This is a genomic window from Rathayibacter sp. AY1E2, assembly GCF_002932325.1.
Classification (GTDB): Bacteria; Actinomycetota; Actinomycetes; order Actinomycetales; family Microbacteriaceae; genus Rathayibacter.
In genome coordinates, this window is record NZ_PSVO01000001.1 from 247708 (window position 1) to 263746 (window position 16039).

Below are 16039 nucleotides of genomic sequence, written 5' to 3' on the forward strand. Positions count from 1 at the left end.
CGCCCGACGATCCGCCGGGCCAATCGCGGTGAACTGGCAGAGCGGGGCGGGGAGCGACTAGGCGCTCTTCTCCTGGCGACGGGGAGCGTGGGGGACGATCGTCGGGGCCGCGTTGTCGAGCACCGCGGCGCGGGTGACGACGACGCGCGCCACCTCGTCCGAGGAGGGCACCTCGAACATGATCGGGCCGAGCACCTCCTCGAGGATCGCGCGCAGTCCGCGGGCGCCGGTCTGGCGGAGGACCGCCAGGTCCGCGATGGCCTCGAGAGCGCCCCGGTCGAACTCGAGCTCGACGCCGTCGATCTCGAACATCCGCTGGTACTGCTTCACGAGTGCGTTGCGCGGCTCGGTGAGGATCTGCATGAGCGCGACCTGGTCCAGCTGCGTGACCGTCGTCACGACGGGGAGGCGCCCGATGAACTCGGGGATCAGCCCGAACTTGTGCAGGTCCTCCGGGAGGACCTCGCTGAAGATGTTGATCTCGTCTTCCTTGTTGTGCAGCGGGGCGCCGAAGCCGATGCCGCGCTTGCCCGCCCGCGACGAGATGATGTCCTCGAGTCCGGCGAAGGCGCCCGCGACGATGAAGAGGACGTTCGTCGTGTCGATCTGGATGAACTCCTGGTGCGGGTGCTTCCGCCCGCCCTGCGGGGGCACGGAGGCGACAGTGCCCTCGAGGATCTTGAGCAGCGCCTGCTGCACTCCCTCGCCCGAGACGTCGCGCGTGATCGAGGGGTTCTCGGCCTTTCGCGCGATCTTGTCGACCTCGTCGATGTAGATGATGCCGGTCTCGGCACGCTTGACGTCGTAATCGGCGGCCTGGATGAGCTTGAGGAGGATGTTCTCGACGTCCTCGCCGACGTAGCCCGCCTCGGTGAGGGCCGTGGCGTCCGCGACGGCGAAAGGCACGTTGAGGCGCTTCGCGAGGGTCTGGGCGAGGTAGGTCTTCCCGCAGCCCGTGGGGCCGATGAGCAGGATGTTGCTCTTGGCGATCTCGACCTCGTCGTGGATCGCGTCGGCGGCGGTGATGGTGTTGCGGGCGCGCACGCGCTTGTAGTGGTTGTACACGGCGACGGCGAGGGCCTTCTTGGCCTGCTCCTGCCCGATCACGTACTCCTCGAGGAAGCCGAAGATCTCCTTCGGCTTCGGGAGGTCGAACTCGTGGCTCGTCTCCTCGCTCGACTCGGAGAGGCGCTCCTCGATGATCTCGTTGCAGAGCTCGACGCACTCGTCGCAGATGTAGACGCCCGGTCCCGCGATGAGCTGCTGGACCTGCTTCTGGCTCTTGCCGCAGAAGGAGCACTTCAGCAGGTCGGCGCTTTCGCCAATACGTGCCACGGGGATGCCCCACTTCCTTGTCGTGCGTCTGTCGTGCGTCGGTCGGTCGTGCAACGGAGCCCGGAGCTCCGGCCGGTGCGAGCGGGACGAGCCCCCTGACACTGCTCCGAGCCTAGCCGCTGAGCCGCGAGGGCTCGGCAGGCGGGCCGGATTCGCCGTGCCTTGCGCCTCGTGTGGCGCTTTGCTACGGCGACGGAGGACGCAGAGAGGGGCCGGGCGGCGGATCGCTCCGCCACCCGGCCCCTCCCGGACGCCCTACGCCGTGAGAGCCGGGAGGCTCTTGCGGCTGGTGAGCACCTGGTCGATCAGCCCGTACTCGAGCGCGTCGCTCGCGCCGAGGATCTTGTCGCGGTCGATGTCCTTCTTGACCTGCTCGATCGAGCGGTTCGAGTGGTGCGACAGCGTCTCCTCGAGCCACTCGCGCATGCGCATGATCTCGGCGGCCTGGATCTCGATGTCCGAGGCCTGGCCCCCGCCCTGCTGCACGGCGGGCTGGTGGATGAGGATGCGCGCGTTCGGCAGCGCGAGGCGCTTGCCGGGCGTTCCCGCGGCGGTGAGCACGGCGGCGGCCGAGGCGGCCTGGCCGAGCACGACCGTCTGGATGTGCGGGCGGATGTACTGCATCGTGTCGTAGATCGCCGTCATCGCGGTGAAGGAGCCACCGGGCGAGTTGATGTACATGACGATGTCGCGGTCCGGGTCCTGGCTCTCGAGCACGAGGAGCTGGGCCATGATGTCGTCCGCGGAGGCGTCGTCGACCTGGACTCCGAGGAAGATGATGCGGTCCTCGAAGAGCTTGGCGTACGGGTCCTGGCGCTTGTAGCCGTAGGCCGTGCGCTCCTCGAACGTGGGGAGGATGTAGCGCGAGGACGGTGCGGCTCCGGAGCCGAACGCCGTTCCGCCGAAGGTGGGTGTGGTCATTGTCTGTTCCTGATCTCTCGGCGCGTTCGCTGGACTACTCGTCGATGGCGGTTCCGCCACCGCCGGCCACGTCGGTCGCCGACGAGCGGATGTGGTCGACGAAGCCGTAGGCGAGGGCCTCCTCGGCGCTGAACCAGCGGTCGCGGTCGCCGTCCTCGTTGACCTGCTCGACGGTCTTGCCGGTCGCCTTGGCGGTGATCTCGGCGAGGCGCTTCTTCATGTCGAGGATGAGCTGCGCCTGGGTCTGGATGTCGGAGGCCGTGCCGCCGAAGCCGCCGTGCGGCTGGTGGAGGAGCACCCGCGCGTTCGGGGTGATGTAGCGCTTGCCCTGGGTTCCGGCGGTGAGGAGCAGCTGGCCCATGGAGGCCGCCATCCCGATGCCCACGGTAACGATGTCGTTCGGGACGAACTGCATCGTGTCGTAGATCGCCATGCCCGCGGTGATGGAGCCGCCGGGCGAGTTGATGTAGAGGTAGATGTCCCGCTCGGAGTCCTCGGCTGCCAGGAGCAGGAGCTTCGCGGCGATCTCGTTCGCGTTCTCGTCGCGCACCTCGGAACCGAGCCAGATGATCCGGTCCTTGAGCAGGCGGTCGAAAACACTGTTGGGCATAACCATGTCGGCCATGTATTGCTCCGTTTCAGTTGTCGCTTCGGAGGCGAATCTATCGGACGCCGCCAACCCGATCCGGCCGTGTTCGCCCGGGGCGGAGCGGGAGTCGCCCGTGTTCGCCCGGGGCGGACCGGAGCCCCCCCCAACGAGAGGAGCCGCCCTCCGACGGATCGGGGGGCGGCTCCTGACGTGCTCGCGGCGACTACTCCGCGGCCGGGGTCTCCTCGGCGGGAGCGGCGGCCTTCTTCTTGGCCGGCGCGCGCTTCTTCTTGGGGGCCGGGGCGGGCTCCTCCTCGGCAGCGGGCTCCTCGGCGACGGGCTCCGCGGGGACCTCGGCGTCGGCGGCGGCCTGAGCCTCCTCCACGACCTCGGTCTCGTCCGAGGCGACGGCCTCGTCGGAGGCCTCGACGGCCTCGTCGTCACCGGGGACCGCGGTGAACGCGGTCAGGTCGACGGCGTTGCCCTCGGTGTCGGTGACCTTCGCCTTGCCGAGGACGATCGCGAGCGCCTTGTTGCGGGCGACCTCGCCGACCATCTGGCCGATCTGGTTGTTCTCGGACAGGATCTTGATGAACTCGTTCGGCTCCATGCCGTACTGCGCCGCACCCTGGATGAGGTACTGCGTGAGCTCGTCCTGGCTGACCTGGACCTTCTCCTGCTCGACGACGTGGTCGAGGAGGATCTGCGTCTTGAAGGTCTTCTCGCTGGCCTCCTTGACCTCGGCGCGGTGCTCGTCGTCCTCGAGGCGGTTCTCGCCCTCGAGGTGGCGGTGCACCTCGTCCTCGACGAGACCGGCGGGCACGGGGACCTCGACGAGGGCGAGCAGCGCCTCGACGAGCTTCTCGCGGGCCTCGCCGCCCTGGCCGAAGGTCTTCTGCTGAGCGGCCTGCTCCTTGAGCGACTCGCGCAGCTCGGCGATGGTGTCGAACTCGCTGGCGATCTGCGCGAAGTCGTCGTCGGCCTCGGGGAGCTCGCGCTCCTTGACGGCGGTGAGCGCGACGGCGATCTCGGCCTGCTCGCCGGCGTGGTCGCCGCCGAGCAGCGGAGCGGTGAACGTGGTGCTCTCGCCCGCGGTGAGCGAGTCGAGCGCCTCGTCGATGCCCTCGATCAGCTCGCCCGAGCCGAGCTCGTACGAGATGGCGTTGGCGGTGTCGACCTCGACGCCGTCGATGGAGGCGACCAGGTCGATCTGCGCGAAGTCTCCGGTCTTCGCCGGGCGGTCCACGGTGACCAGGGTGCCGAAGCGGCTGCGGAGCTTGTCCAGCTCGGCGTCGACGTCGGCGTCGGTGACCTCCGCCGCCTCGACGGTGAGCTCGATGCCGTCGTAGTCCGGGACGGTGATCTCGGGGCGCACGTCGACCTCGATGGCGAGCTCGAGGTCGCCGGTGAAGTCCTTGTCGCTCGGCCAGGCGACGATGTCGGCCTGGGGGCGGCCCAGGGGGCGGACCTCGGTCTCGCGGACGGCCTCGCGGTAGAAGCCGTCGAGGCCCTCGTTGACCGCGTGCTCGAGCACCGCGGCCTTGCCGACGCGCTGGTCGACGATGGCGGGCGGGACCTTGCCCTTGCGGAAGCCGGGGACGTTGATCTGCTCGGCGATGTGGCCGTAGGCGTGCGTGATGCTGGGGCCGAGCTCGTCCGGGGTGACCGAAATCGCGAGCTTCACGCGGGTCGGGCTCAGCTGTTCTACCGTGGTCTTCACGTGAGGGGATCTCCTGTGCTGGTTGGTGTCGGCGCCGGATGACGGTCGTCACGGGTCGATGTCGTCACGATGAGTACTCGTGGTCGGGGCGACAGGATTCGAACCTGCGACCTCCCGCTCCCAAAGCGGGCGCTCTAGCCAAGCTGAGCTACGCCCCGGATGCGCGGGCCTGGGCACCGTGCGTGAGACTCTCGTCGAGCCGTCCCCGCACGTGCGCTTGCGCGACACGCCGAAATGGCCTTCGCAAGTGTACTGCACCCCGGCAGCGGCGACCGGAACCGCGCGGCGGAGGACGACCGGGGTGTCCACGGTGCACGCGCGATGTACTACGCTGTCCTGGTGCCCGGTCGAGAGACCCGGTCGCACCGGTTCGCGGACGTCAGACCAGCGATTCGGGGCTGTAGCTTAGTGGTAAAGCCTCTGTCTTCCAAACAGATGATGCGAGTTCGATTCTCGTCAGCCCCTCTCCTCTCGAAGAGCCCCAAACGTCCGGGGCTCTTCGTCGTTCCGAGGCGTTCCGGGCGTGCTCAGCCGACCGCGCCGCGGTGCTCCTCCGTCAGGGCGAGGTACGAGGCGGCGTTCCGGCGGATGCCCTCGCGCTCCTCCTCCGTCAGCTCCCGCCGGACCCTCCCGGGGACGCCCGCCACCAGCGAGCCCGGCGGGACGACCGTCCCCTCGAGGACGACGGCGCCCGCGGCGATCAGCGAGCCGGTGCCGACGACGGCCCCGTTCAGGACGGTCGCGCTCATGCCGACCAGCACGTCGTCCTCGAGGGTGCAGCCGTGCAGCACGGCGTTGTGCCCGACCGAGACTCCGGCGCCGATGACCGCGTCGTAGTCGGCGTCGACGTGGACGACGACGCCGTCCTGGAGGTTGCTGCCGGCGCCGAGCTCGATCCGCGCGTGCTCGGCGCGCAGGACGGCGCCGTACCAGACGCTCGCCCGCTCCCCCAGGCGCACGGAGCCGATCACGGTGGCGCCCGGAGCGACCCACGCGGTGTCGGCGATCTCCGGGGCGCGTCCCCGGTCAGGGCGAGGACGCGGGCGCCCTCCGCAGGACTCGACGGCATCGGGTTCTCCTCTTCTCCGGTGGTCAGCGCCCGGCGCGCAGGAAGGCGAGGACCGCCAGCACCCGCCGGTGGTCGGAGCCCGAGTCCTCGAGCCCGAGCTTCTGGAAGATCGCGGTCACGTTCTTCTCCACGGCGCCCACGCCGACGAAGAGAGCGGAGGCGATGCCCGCGTTCGTGCGCCCCTGGGCCATCTGCTCCAGCACCTCCCGCTCCCGCGGGGTCAGCGAGGCGAGCGGGTCGCGGTTGCGCTGCAGGAGCGAGGCGACGACCTGCGGGTCGAGGACGGTTCCGCCCGCTGCGACGCGCTCGACGGCGTCGCGCAGCTCCTCCACGGAGGCGACCCGGTCCTTCAGGAGGTAGCCGAGTCCGCCGTCGCCGGAGCCGAGCAGCTCCTGCGCGTAGGTGACCTCGACGTACTGGCTGAGCAGCAGAACCGACACCTGCGGGTAGCGCCGGCGGATCTCCAGCGCCGCGCGGACGCCCTCGTCGCGGAAGGTCGGCGGCATCCGGACGTCGAGCACGGCGACGTCGACCCCGGCCGGGTCCTGCGCCAGATCGGCGAGCAGGGCGTCCGCGTCCCCGAAGGCGCCGACGGAGGCGAACCCCGCGTCCTCGAAGAGGCGGACCAGGCCCTCGCGCAGGAGGACCGAGTCCTCGGCGATGGCGACGCGGATCACGGGCACGCCCTCAGGATAGGGCGGCCGGGCGGTAGGGGACGTGCACCCCGACCGTGGTCGGCCCGCCGACCGGCGACTCCACGCTCAGGATCCCGCGCAGGCCCCGGACGCGCCCGCCGACCCCCTCGAGACCGTGACCGGCGACCGGCGACGCCCCGCCGACTCCGTCGTCCACCACCCAGGCGTCGAGCCAGCGCTCCCCCGGAGTGCCGGAGTCGCGGGTGTCGAGGTGCACCCGCACCGATCGGGCACGGGAGTGCTTGGAGGCGTTGGCGAGCAGCTCGGCGACGACGAAGTAGACGCTGCGCTCGACCTCGGGCGGGACGTCCGCCACGGGGTGCTCGGTGAGGACCTCGACCGGCACCGGGCTGAGCTCGGCGAGCGAGTGCACCGCCGCCTCGAAGCCCCGGTCCTGCAGGATCGGCGGCGCCACTCCGCGGGAGAGGGCGCGCAGCTCGTCGAGCGCGGCGCGCACGTGCTCGCGAGCCTCGTCGACCAGGCGGGCGGCGGACTCCGGGTCGGCGGCGAGTCGGTTGCGGGCCGAGGCCAGGTCCATCTGGACCCGGATCAGGCGCTGCTGCGGGCCGTCGTGGATGTCGCGCTCGAGCCGGCGCAGCGCGCGGTCCTCGGCGGCGACGGCTGCGCCGCGGGAGGCGCTCAGCTCGGCGACCTCGCGCTGGAGCGCCTCCGACTCCCACGGGCCGAGCAGGAGACGGTCGACCAACCAGTGCAGGAGGGAGAGACCGCGGGTGGCGAACGGCAGGGTCGAGACGAAGAGGACGGTCGTGGCGACCGTCGCCGCGGCGACCAGTCCCGCCGGAGGCTGCGGGGCGCCCAGCAGAGCTGCTCCGCTCTCGGCCAGCAGGCGGGCCGGACCGGGGGCCCCCGTGAGCGCGGCGGCCACCGTGCCCGGGCCCGCCCAGGTCCACAGCGCCAGGAGCAGTCCTGACAGCAGCGCGAGCACCGGAGCCACGACGAGCGTGTGCAGGAGAGCGAGCCAGTAGTGCCCGTCGATCACCGGACCGTAGAGGGCGAAGGTCGACGGAGTGACGGAGGAGGGCGGTCGCCGCCACTGCGGCCGGGGGACGGCGGGCCGTCCGGCCAGCACGTCGAGGCCGACGGCGGCCCGCGAGAAGAAGCGCGCCGTGTAGAGGGCGGCAGGCAGGAACACCAGGCCGATCAGGACTCCGACGAGCCCGAGCGCGACGGCCAGCGCGACGCCGGCGCAGAAGGCGCCGAGGAGCGCGACCGGGATCGCGGCCACCAGCGCGAGCACCTCCCGGGGCAGTCCGCGCCAGAGCCGGAGGTAGGCGCGCGAGGCCTCGCCGAGGGCCGTCGATGCTCCGCTCATCCGCGCCTCCTGTCCGCTCCCGCCGCCGCCGCGACCCGGTCGAGCGTACCGGCGGCACGGCTCCGGGCACCCGGGGGGAAGCCCCCGTGACGCCCCTCCGCGACCGAGGTGAGCCTGTCCTTCACCGGACTGAGCCGAGCCTGCGCTTCCTTGCGGCGCCGAGGGATCTGCGTACTGTTGACGATCAGTCACCCCCTCTCGAAAGGACCAGACGATGTCCACCACGTCCGTCACGTCGCTCACCTCGTCGAACCCGGATGTCGCATCCGGAGTCGCCCAGTTCCTCAGCCCCGTCGTCGTCGAGATGACCGCGCTCGCCGTCAACGGCAAGCAGGCGCACTGGCACGTCCGCGGCGCCAACTTCATCGGCGTCCACGAGCTGCTCGACGCGATCGTCGGCCGCGCCATCGAGTGGGCCGACCTCGCCGCGGAGCGCGTCGTCGCCCTCGGCCTCCCGGTCGACGCCCGCATCCAGACCGTCGCCTCGGCGACGCGGTCCGAACCCCTCACCCCCGGCTTCCAGCGCTCCGAGAACGCGATCGTCGAGATCATCCGCCAGATGGACGTCGCCATCGCGACCGTCAACACGGCGATCGCCGAGCTCGCCGAGATCGACGCGAGCAGCCAGGACGTCGCGATCGAGATCGGCCGCGGCCTCGAGAAGGACCGCTGGTTCCTCTTCGCCCACGTCAGCGAGAGCTGAGCACCACGGCTTAACCGGCCCGCGGATCCTCGGATCTCGCGGGCCGTCGTCGTTCCCCGGCCCGTCCGCGCGATCCGGAGCAGCCGGAGTCGCGACGGGCGCGGGTCAGCCGCCGTGCGTGAAGCGGCCCGCCAGGAGGGTCGCGGCGACCGGCATGGATCGGAGGGCTCCCGCGTCGGCGGCGAGCGGATCGCGGTCGACCACCACGAGATCGGCGGGATCGCCGGCCGCGGGCGTGAGCCGGCGCACCCGGGTCGAGGCGACGATCGCCTCCTCGACGCTCACCCGCTGCTCCGGATGCCAGGGCTCGTCGCCGGGCAGCGCCCGCGCGACCGCGGCCGAGATCGCGACCCACGGGTCGAGCGGAGCGACCGGAGCGTCCGAGCCGAGCACCACGCGGGCCCCGGAGTCGAGCAGCGAGCGCAGCGGGAACGCCCGGCCGGTGCGTCCCGGCCAGTACCGCTCCGCCACCTCGCGGTCGTCGAGCGCGTGCGCGGGCTGCACTCCGGCCTCCACGCCGAGCGCGGCGAACCGCGGAAGGTCGGTCTCCGCGAGCAGCTGAGCGTGCTCGATCCGGCCCCCGCCGACCCGGCCGAGCGCGTCCAGAGCCAGCGTCGCCGCGGCGTCTCCGATCGCGTGCACGGTGGAGCGGATGCCCCCGGCGGCCGCGCGGGCGAGCAGCTCGTCCAGCTCGGCGGGCTCCACGGTGAGGACGCCGTAGCCGTCGTGGTCGGCGTACGGGTGGGCGCAGTAGGCGGTCCTCGTGTTGAGGGAGCCGTCGATCAGGACCTTGAGCGGGCCCATCCGCAGCAGGCCGTCACCGCCGTCGAGCTCGTCGCCCGTGCGCAGTCCCTCCGCGAGGGCGCGGTCGAGGTGGTCGCGGTAGACGCCGGTGTCGACGCGGAGGGAGCGGGTTCCGCCGTCGACGCGACGGGGCCAGTCCCCCGCGTTCCAGCGCATCTCGAGGTCGACGACGCCGACCACCCCGCGAGCCGCAGCCCGCCGCGCCGCCGCGTCGGCGAGTGCGTCGAGCTCGTCGTCGCCGAGGGCGCCGAGTGCGGTGACGAGCTCGAAGCAAGCGTCCTCGCGCAGCAGCTCGGGCTCGGGAGCGACGGCGTAGCGCCGGTACGCGGCGGAGTTCAGCCAGGCGCAGTGCAGGTCGCCGCTGATCAGCACGACGGGCCGTTCCGGAGAGACCTCGTCCAGGAGCGCGGTCGTGGGCGGCTCCGGCCAGAGGCCGTCGCGGAAGCCGAAGCCGATCAGCGTGCCGGTACCGGGCTCCTCCGCCAGGCGACGTCGGACCGCGTCCGCCGTTCCGCGGGCCGAGTCGGCTGTCGAGACGTCCAGGCGCGGTGCCGTCATCGCCCACTGGGAGAAGTGGACGTGCTCGTCCCAGAGGCCGGGGAGCACCCAGCGCCCGTCGAGGTCGCGCACCTCGTCGCCCGGGGCGGCGGCGGCGTCCGGTCCGACCGCTTCCACGCGGCCGTCGCGCAGGAGCACGGCACCGGGTCGGGACGAGCCGAGGAGGCGGGCGCCCCGGAGCAGGAGACCGCCGGTCATCGGGCGGCCTCGCGGAGCGCGGGGCGGACGGCTCGGCGGGCGCGGGACCGGGCCGGCGTCTCTCCACCGGAGCTCACGACTGGCACACCGGGCACCAGTAGAGCTTGCGCGCGCCGATCTCCTCGAGCAGCACGTTCGTACCGCAGACGCGGCAGGGCAGGCCCTCGCGCTTGTAGACGTAGTTGCGCTCGGCGCGGCTGCGGACGGCCTTCGAGCGCTCGGTCTTCGTCAGGCCGCGGCGCGTGATCATCATCCCGGTCCGGATGCCGTCCTCGAGCAGGTCCGCCCAGTCCCGCCATAGCTCCTGTGCGAGCTCCAGCGGCACCTGCTTGCCGGGAGTGTGCGGGTCGAGGCCGGCGCGGTAGAGCAGCTCCGCGCGGTAGATGTTGCCGATGCCGCTGACCACGGACTGGTCCATCAGCACCAGCCCGACCGGCGTCGCCGTCCTGCGGAGCCGGTTCACGAAGCGGTCGCGCGCCTCGTCGGAGTCGTCGACGGCCGGATCCGGACCGAGGCGGGCGAGGAGGGCCTCCACCTGGGCGGGGTCCATCACCTCGCAGGCGGTGGGGCCGCGCAGATCGGCGACCGTCTCCTCCGTCATGATGCGCACGCGCACCGCGCCCACGGGCGGCGGCGGGAACTCGTCGAGGTCGGAGTCGGTCTCGTGCTCCGTCTCGGAGAGGCGCACGGCGCGGCGGCGCCGGGGAGCGCCGATGCTGCTGCCGGCCTTGCCGTCCGGAAACAGCGGCGAGACGTGCCCGAGGAAGTCCCACGCACCGTAGAGGCCGAGGTGGACGTGCAGCGTCAGGTCGCCCTCGAAGCGCAGCAGCAGGTGCTTGCCGACGGCCGTGGACTCGAGGACCTCGCGCCCGTCGAGGAGCGCGGCTCCTTCGGTGAAGCGGCCCTGGGGGCTGCTGGTCGCGACGCGGTGCCCGACGACGTCGCGCTCGAACTGCAGGGCGATCCGGTGGACGGAGTGCCCCTCGGGCACTCAGCGCTCCTTCGCGGCGGAGTCGACGACCCGGCCGGTGATGTCGCCGGTGGCCTCGTACTCGGCGAGCTGCGCGATGCGGCGCACGTGCCGCTCCTCGAAGGTGAAGGGCTCGGCGACGAACGCGTCGATGAAGCCGGTGGCCTCCTCGACGGAGTGCTGGCGGGCCCCGATCGAGATGACGTTCGCGTCGTTGTGCTGGCGGGCCAGCACGGCGGTGCTCAGGTTCCAGACGAGTGCCGCGCGCACGCCCGCGACCTTGTTCGCCGCGATCTGCTCGCCGTTGCCCGAGCCGCCGAAGACGACGCCGAGGGCCTCGACCCCCGCCTCCTGATCGCGGACGACCGCGGCGGCGGCGTTGATGCAGAAGGACGGGTAGTCGTCCAGCGGGTCGTAGGACGTGGGGCCGTGGTCGATCACGTCGTGACCGGCGGCACCGAGGTGCTCGATCAGGTGACGGCTGAAGTCCAGCCCTGCGTGGTCCGTGGCGATGTGGATGCGCACGAGAGAACTCCTCCGGAAGAGCCGTCTGGGGCCCGCGGTGCCCGGGCCGGGAGCCAGAGTACCGCGGGTCGGCTCAGTCGAACTGCGGGTCGCGGGTCCGCGAGCGCTTGAGCTCGAAGAAGCCGTCGAAGGAGGCGGCGGCGACGATGCCGTCCCAGAGGGTCAGCGCCTGCTCGCCCCTCGGGATCGGCGAGATGACGGGGCCGAAGAAGGCGACGTCGCCGATCGCGATGACCGGGGTGCCGACGTCCTGGCCGACCCGCTCGATCCCGTCGAAGTGGGAGGCGCGCATCGGCTCGTCGTACTCGTCCGAGTCGGCGTGGGCGGCGAGCTCCGCGGGCAGGCCGAGCTCGGCGAGCGACTCGGCGATCACCGCGTCGACGTCGGTGCGCCCCCCCGGGTGGATCCGGGTGCCGAGCGCGTCGTAGAGCGGCTTCACGTGCTCGCGGCCCTCGCGCTCGGCGACGGCGGCGACCAGGCGCGTGTAGCGCAGCGCGCGCGGGAGGAAGGCGCGGTACGAGTCGTCCACGTCCTTGTCCTCGTTGAGGACGGCGAGGCTCATGATGTGCCACTGCACGTCGAGGTCGCGCGCGGGGGTCACCTCGTCCACGAATCGCGAGGTCATCCAGGCCCACGGGCAGGACGGGTCGAACCAGAAGTCCACAGAGGTCATGGGGACACGCTACGCCGCTCGCCGGGGCCGCGTCCGCGCTCCCCGGCGGCTCCGCAGGATCGGCGCCACGGGGCTCCACGGCAGGTCCCGGCAGCTCTAGGGTGGATCGGCGGCGCCCGCACCCCGGCGCCCGCGGCAGCGCCCGAGACGAACGGATGGAGCACCCCCGTGCCAGGAGACAACCTCACCCGGAGCGAGGCGCAGGAGCGCGCCTCGCTGATCCAGGTCCACGACTACGACATCGCCCTCGACCTGACCCGGGGAGCCGAGACCTTCCTCAGCACGACCACGGTGCGCTTCTCCGCCACCGAGGGCGCCTCGAGCTTCATCGACGCCGTCACGGGCACGGTCCACTCCGTCACCCTCAACGGCGCGGAGCTCGACCCCGCCGACGTCGCCGACGGCGTCCGGATCCGCCTCGACTCCCTGGCTGCGGACAACGAGCTCACCGTCGTCGCCGACATGCTCTACACCAACACGGGCGAGGGCCTGCACCGCTTCGTCGACCCCGTCGACGGCGAGGTGTACCTGTACTCGCAGTTCGAGGTGCCCGACTCCCGCCGCGTCTTCGCGGTGTTCGAGCAGCCGGACCTCAAGGCCGAGTTCCGCTTCACCGTCACCGCGCCCGCGCAGTGGCAGGTCGTGTCGAACCAGCCCACTCCCGAGCCGGTCCCGGCGGGCGAGGGGATCGCGACCTGGAGCTTCGAGCCCACCCCGCGCATCTCCTCCTACATCACGGCCCTCGTCGCCGGACCCTACGTGGTCGAGACCGACTCGCTCGTCTCCTCCGACGGCCGCACCATCCCGCTGGGGGTCTTCGCCCGGGCCTCGCTCGCGCCCTTCCTCGACGCCGACTACGTGTTCGAGAAGACGAAGCAGGGCTTCGCCTTCTACGAGGAGAAGTTCGGCGTCCCGTACCCGTTCGCGAAGTACGACCAGCTGTTCGTCCCCGAGTTCAACGCCGGCGCGATGGAGAACGCGGGAGCGGTGACCTTCACCGAGACCTACGTGTTCCGCTCCAAGGTGACGGACGCGATCAAGGAGCGCCGGGTCGTCACGATCCTCCACGAGCTCGCCCACATGTGGTTCGGCGACCTGGTCACGATGAAGTGGTGGAACGACCTCTGGCTCAACGAATCGTTCGCCGAGTACGCCTCCACCCTCGCCACCGCGGAGGCGACGGAGTGGACCGAGGCGTGGACCACCTTCGCCGCGATGGAGAAGAGCTGGGCCTACCGCCAGGACCAGCTGCCCTCGACCCACCCGATCGTCGCGACCATCAACGATCTCGAGGACGTCCAGGTCAACTTCGACGGCATCACCTACGCCAAGGGCGCCTCGGTGCTCAAGCAGCTCGTCGCGTGGGTCGGCGAGAAGGAGTTCCTCGCCGGCGTCCACGAGTACTTCGTCAAGCACGCCTTCTCGAACACGGAGCTGCGCGACCTGCTGGTCGAGCTGGAGGCCACCAGCGGGCGCGACCTCACCGAGTGGTCGGCGCAGTGGCTCGAGACGGCCGGCGTGAACACGCTCCGCCCCGAGATCGCGGTCGACGAGAGCGGAGCGATCGCGTCCTTCGCGATCCTGCAGACCGCGGTCGAGGAGTACCCGACGATCCGCCCGCACCGCCTGGCGATCGGCCTGTACGACTTCGAGGGCGAGCGCCTCGTCCGCGTCGACCGCCTCGAGCTGGACGTCGACGGGGAGCGCACCGAGGTGCCCGAGCTGATCGGCCGCACCCGTCCGGCGCTCGTGCTGCTCAACGACGACGACCTCGCCTACGCGAAGGTCCGCCTCGACGACGCCTCGCTCGCCGTGGCCGTCGAGCACCTCGCGAGCATCGACAGCCCCCTGGCCCGCTCGCTGGTCTGGGGCTCGGTCTGGGACTCGACCCGCGACGCCGAGTCGGCGCCGCGCGATTTCGTCCGCCTCGTCCTGGGCAACGTCGCGACCGAGACCGAGTCCACGACCCTGCGGACGGTGCTCAACCAGCTCGTCGCCACCGCCACCCAGTACGTCGCTCCGGAGTACCGGGCCGAGGTCGTCGAGGAGGCGGGCGATCAGCTGTGGACGCTCGCGCAGAGCGCCGAGCCGGGCAGCGACGCGCAGTTCCAGTTCGTGAAGTTCTTCGCCGCGATCGCGTCCACCCCGGCGCACCTCGAGGCCGTGCAGGCGCTGCTCGACGGCTCCACCGCCCTCGGCGGCCTCGACATCGACACCGACCTCGGCTGGGAGCTGCTGATCGCTCTCGTCGCCGGCGGGCGGGCCGGTGCGGACGACATCGACGCGGCGCTCGCCTCGGACAACACGGCGACCGGCCAGCAGTCGGCCGCGCACGCCCGTGCCGCACTGCCGACCGCGGAGGCGAAGCGCGCGGCGTGGGACTCCGTCACGGCCGACGACTCGGCACCGAACACGATCGTCCGCTCGACGGGCCTGGGCTTCCAGCGCGCCGCGGACCCGCGCCTGCTCGACGCGATGGTCCCGGTCTACTTCGACGCCCTCCGCACCCTCTGGGAGTCGAAGAGCTACAAGATCGCCGAGTACCTGGTCGTCGGCTTCTACCCGGCCGCCACGCCCTCGCAGGAGATCGTCGACGCCACCCGCGCCTGGCTCGACGCGAACCCGGAGGTCCCGGCGCTGCGCCGACTCGTGATCGAGAACCTGGCCGGCGTGGAGCGTGCGCTCCGCGCCCAGGAGCGCGACACCCGGGGCTGACAGTGAGCCGCCCGGTCCCCCGGCGCTCGGCGCTGCGGGACCGGGCGGCTCTCCCCGCTCCCGGCGCCTAGCGCTGCGGGACCGAGCGGCGCTCCGGCCCGTCATAGGCGGACAGCGGCCGGATGAGCGCGTTCGAGCCCCGCTGCTCGATCACGTGGGCCGTCCAGCCCACCACCCGCGCGGCGACGAACAGCGGAGTGAAGATCCCGGTGTCGAAGCCCATCAGCCGGTAGGCGGGGCCGGACGGGTAGTCGAGGTTCGGCAGGATGCCCGTCCGCTCGGCCATCGCCGCGGCCAGAGCGTCGTACAGCTCCATCATCTCGCCGGCCCCCTCGTGCTCGGCGAGCCGCCGGAGAGCGGCGTCCATGGTCGGCACCCGCGAGTCGCCCGACTTGTAGACCCGGTGGCCGAACCCCATGACCTTCCGGCGCTGTCCGAGAGCCTCGGCGAGCCACTCGCGGGACCGCCGGTCCGCCTCCGGTCCGGTGCCGACCTCGTCGAGCACGTGCAGCACGGCCTCGTTCGCCCCGCCGTGGAGCGGTCCCTTGAGCGCTCCCACGGCGGCGGTCACGGCGGAGTGGACGTCCGACAGCGTCGACGTCACGACGCGGGCCGTGAACGTCGAGGCGTTGAAGGAGTGCTCGGCGTAGAGCACCAGCGAGACGCGGAACGCGTCGACGACGACCGGCTCCGGCACCTCGCCGAAGGTCGTCCAGAGGAAGTTCTCGGAGTAGTCGAGGTCGTCGCGCGGATCGATCGGCTCGAGGCCGCGCAGGCGGCGCTGAGCGTAGGCGACGATCGCCGGCAGTGCCGCCCAGAGCCGCACGGAGCGCTCCAGCACGGCCTCGGGAGCGTCGGCGTCCGGATCCTCCTCGAGCGCGCCCAGGACGCTCACCGCCGTCCGCACCACGTCCATCGGGTGCGCCGACAGCGGCAGCAGGTCGATCACGGTGCGCACCTCGGGGGCCAGGGCGCGGTGGGCCCGCTCCACGGCGGCCAGCCCGGCCGCCTCCTCCGCAGTGGGGAGCTCGCCGTGCCAGAGCAGCCAGGCCACGTCCTCGAACGAGGTCCCCGCCGCGAGCTCCTGCACGGGGTAGCCGCGGTAGAGCAGCGAGTTCGACGCCGGGTCGACCTTCGAGACGGCCGTCGTGTCGACGACGACCCCCACGAGTCCCTTGCGGATGTCCTGATCGGTCGTGCTCATCCTTCGCTCCTTCGCGAGAGGCGGGCG

The 16039-nt window shown here is 71.8% G+C and carries 14 protein-coding genes and 2 tRNA genes; 3 read left to right on the top strand and 13 right to left on the bottom strand.

Going from position 1 to position 16039, the window contains the following annotated elements:
- Positions 1 to 57: 57 nt before the first annotated feature.
- The 5 genes from clpX to C5C49_RS01090 form a co-directional block, all read right to left on the bottom strand.
- Positions 58 to 1335 carry an ATP-dependent Clp protease ATP-binding subunit ClpX gene (gene clpX, locus C5C49_RS01070; RefSeq protein ID WP_104223693.1) on the bottom strand — a complete coding sequence of 426 codons (1278 nt, stop codon included), beginning with the start codon at positions 1333 to 1335 and terminating at the stop codon, positions 58 to 60.
- 255 nt (positions 1336 to 1590) lie between these two features.
- Positions 1591 to 2256, bottom strand: coding sequence for an ATP-dependent Clp protease proteolytic subunit (locus tag C5C49_RS01075; RefSeq protein ID WP_068253282.1), 666 nt, complete (start codon positions 2254 to 2256; stop codon positions 1591 to 1593).
- 34 nt (positions 2257 to 2290) lie between these two features.
- Positions 2291 to 2881: an ATP-dependent Clp protease proteolytic subunit gene (locus C5C49_RS01080; RefSeq protein WP_097165884.1), complete on the bottom strand. Its 591-nt coding sequence runs from the start codon at positions 2879 to 2881 to the stop codon at positions 2291 to 2293.
- A 187-nt stretch (positions 2882 to 3068) separates the two neighbouring features.
- Positions 3069 to 4565: a trigger factor gene (tig, locus tag C5C49_RS01085; RefSeq protein ID WP_104232539.1), complete on the bottom strand. Its 1497-nt coding sequence runs from the start codon at positions 4563 to 4565 to the stop codon at positions 3069 to 3071.
- An 80-nt stretch (positions 4566 to 4645) separates the two neighbouring features.
- Positions 4646 to 4723, bottom strand: a tRNA-Pro gene (locus C5C49_RS01090).
- A gap of 236 nt (positions 4724 to 4959) precedes the next feature.
- Between C5C49_RS01090 and C5C49_RS01095 the strand changes: the two genes are divergently transcribed.
- Positions 4960 to 5030: transfer RNA gene (locus C5C49_RS01095), tRNA-Gly, on the top strand.
- Positions 5031 to 5092: 62 nt separating this feature from the next.
- On the opposite strand, the gene C5C49_RS01100 is transcribed toward C5C49_RS01095, so the two are convergent.
- The 3 genes from C5C49_RS01100 to C5C49_RS01110 form a co-directional block, all read right to left on the bottom strand.
- The gene (locus tag C5C49_RS01100; protein ID WP_104345218.1) at positions 5093 to 5572 is read right to left on the bottom strand and encodes a gamma carbonic anhydrase family protein; all 480 of its coding nucleotides are present in this window, start codon (positions 5570 to 5572) and stop codon (positions 5093 to 5095) included.
- An 85-nt stretch (positions 5573 to 5657) separates the two neighbouring features.
- On the bottom strand, positions 5658 to 6317 hold the full coding sequence (locus C5C49_RS01105) for a response regulator transcription factor (RefSeq protein ID WP_104345219.1): 660 nt from the start codon (positions 6315 to 6317) through the stop codon (positions 5658 to 5660).
- Positions 6318 to 6321: 4 nt separating this feature from the next.
- Entirely contained in the window at positions 6322 to 7662 is a 1341-nt protein-coding gene (locus tag C5C49_RS01110; RefSeq protein ID WP_104283603.1) for a histidine kinase, read from the bottom strand.
- Between the two features lie 214 nt (positions 7663 to 7876).
- On the opposite strand from C5C49_RS01110, the gene C5C49_RS01115 reads away from it, so the two are divergent.
- Positions 7877 to 8365 (top strand): Dps family protein, encoded by a 489-nt coding sequence (locus C5C49_RS01115; protein WP_104232536.1) that lies wholly within the window; start codon positions 7877 to 7879, stop codon positions 8363 to 8365.
- Between the two features lie 105 nt (positions 8366 to 8470).
- Here the strand turns inward: C5C49_RS01115 and C5C49_RS01120 are convergent, their stop codons facing one another.
- The 4 genes from C5C49_RS01120 to C5C49_RS01135 all read right to left on the bottom strand — a co-directional run bounded on the left by C5C49_RS01120 (position 8471) and on the right by C5C49_RS01135 (position 12093).
- Positions 8471 to 9925: an amidohydrolase gene (locus C5C49_RS01120; protein ID WP_104345220.1), complete on the bottom strand. Its 1455-nt coding sequence runs from the start codon at positions 9923 to 9925 to the stop codon at positions 8471 to 8473.
- A gap of 73 nt (positions 9926 to 9998) precedes the next feature.
- Complete coding sequence (locus tag C5C49_RS01125; RefSeq protein ID WP_104328457.1) at positions 9999 to 10916, bottom strand: Fpg/Nei family DNA glycosylase; 918 nt, start codon at positions 10914 to 10916, stop codon at positions 9999 to 10001.
- Positions 10917 to 11420 carry a ribose-5-phosphate isomerase gene (locus C5C49_RS01130; protein WP_104327693.1) on the bottom strand — a complete coding sequence of 168 codons (504 nt, stop codon included), beginning with the start codon at positions 11418 to 11420 and terminating at the stop codon, positions 10917 to 10919.
- 73 nt (positions 11421 to 11493) lie between these two features.
- Positions 11494 to 12093, bottom strand: a complete 600-nt coding sequence (locus C5C49_RS01135; RefSeq protein ID WP_104223701.1) for a DsbA family protein — start codon at positions 12091 to 12093, stop codon at positions 11494 to 11496.
- Between the two features lie 168 nt (positions 12094 to 12261).
- On the opposite strand from C5C49_RS01135, the gene pepN reads away from it, so the two are divergent.
- Complete coding sequence (gene pepN, locus C5C49_RS01140) at positions 12262 to 14808, top strand: aminopeptidase N (protein ID WP_104261280.1); 2547 nt, start codon at positions 12262 to 12264, stop codon at positions 14806 to 14808.
- 67 nt (positions 14809 to 14875) lie between these two features.
- Here pepN and C5C49_RS01145 read toward each other — a convergent pair whose 3' ends face one another.
- Positions 14876 to 16012: a bifunctional 2-methylcitrate synthase/citrate synthase gene (locus tag C5C49_RS01145; RefSeq protein ID WP_104232531.1), complete on the bottom strand. Its 1137-nt coding sequence runs from the start codon at positions 16010 to 16012 to the stop codon at positions 14876 to 14878.
- Positions 16013 to 16039: the final 27 nt, after the last annotated feature.

Coding starts and splice junctions, on each gene's coding strand:
- C5C49_RS01075 (WP_068253282.1), bottom strand. CDS start 2,256: ATGACCACACCCACCTTCGGCGGAACGGCGTTCGGCTCCGGAGCCGCA.
- C5C49_RS01080 (WP_097165884.1), bottom strand. CDS start 2,881: ATGGCCGACATGGTTATGCCCAACAGTGTTTTCGACCGCCTGCTCAAG.
- C5C49_RS01110 (WP_104283603.1), bottom strand. CDS start 7,662: ATGAGCGGAGCATCGACGGCCCTCGGCGAGGCCTCGCGCGCCTACCTC.
- C5C49_RS01115 (WP_104232536.1), top strand. CDS start 7,877: ATGTCCACCACGTCCGTCACGTCGCTCACCTCGTCGAACCCGGATGTC.
- C5C49_RS01120 (WP_104345220.1), bottom strand. CDS start 9,925: ATGACCGGCGGTCTCCTGCTCCGGGGCGCCCGCCTCCTCGGCTCGTCC.
- C5C49_RS01135 (WP_104223701.1), bottom strand. CDS start 12,093: ATGACCTCTGTGGACTTCTGGTTCGACCCGTCCTGCCCGTGGGCCTGG.
- C5C49_RS01145 (WP_104232531.1), bottom strand. CDS start 16,012: ATGAGCACGACCGATCAGGACATCCGCAAGGGACTCGTGGGGGTCGTC.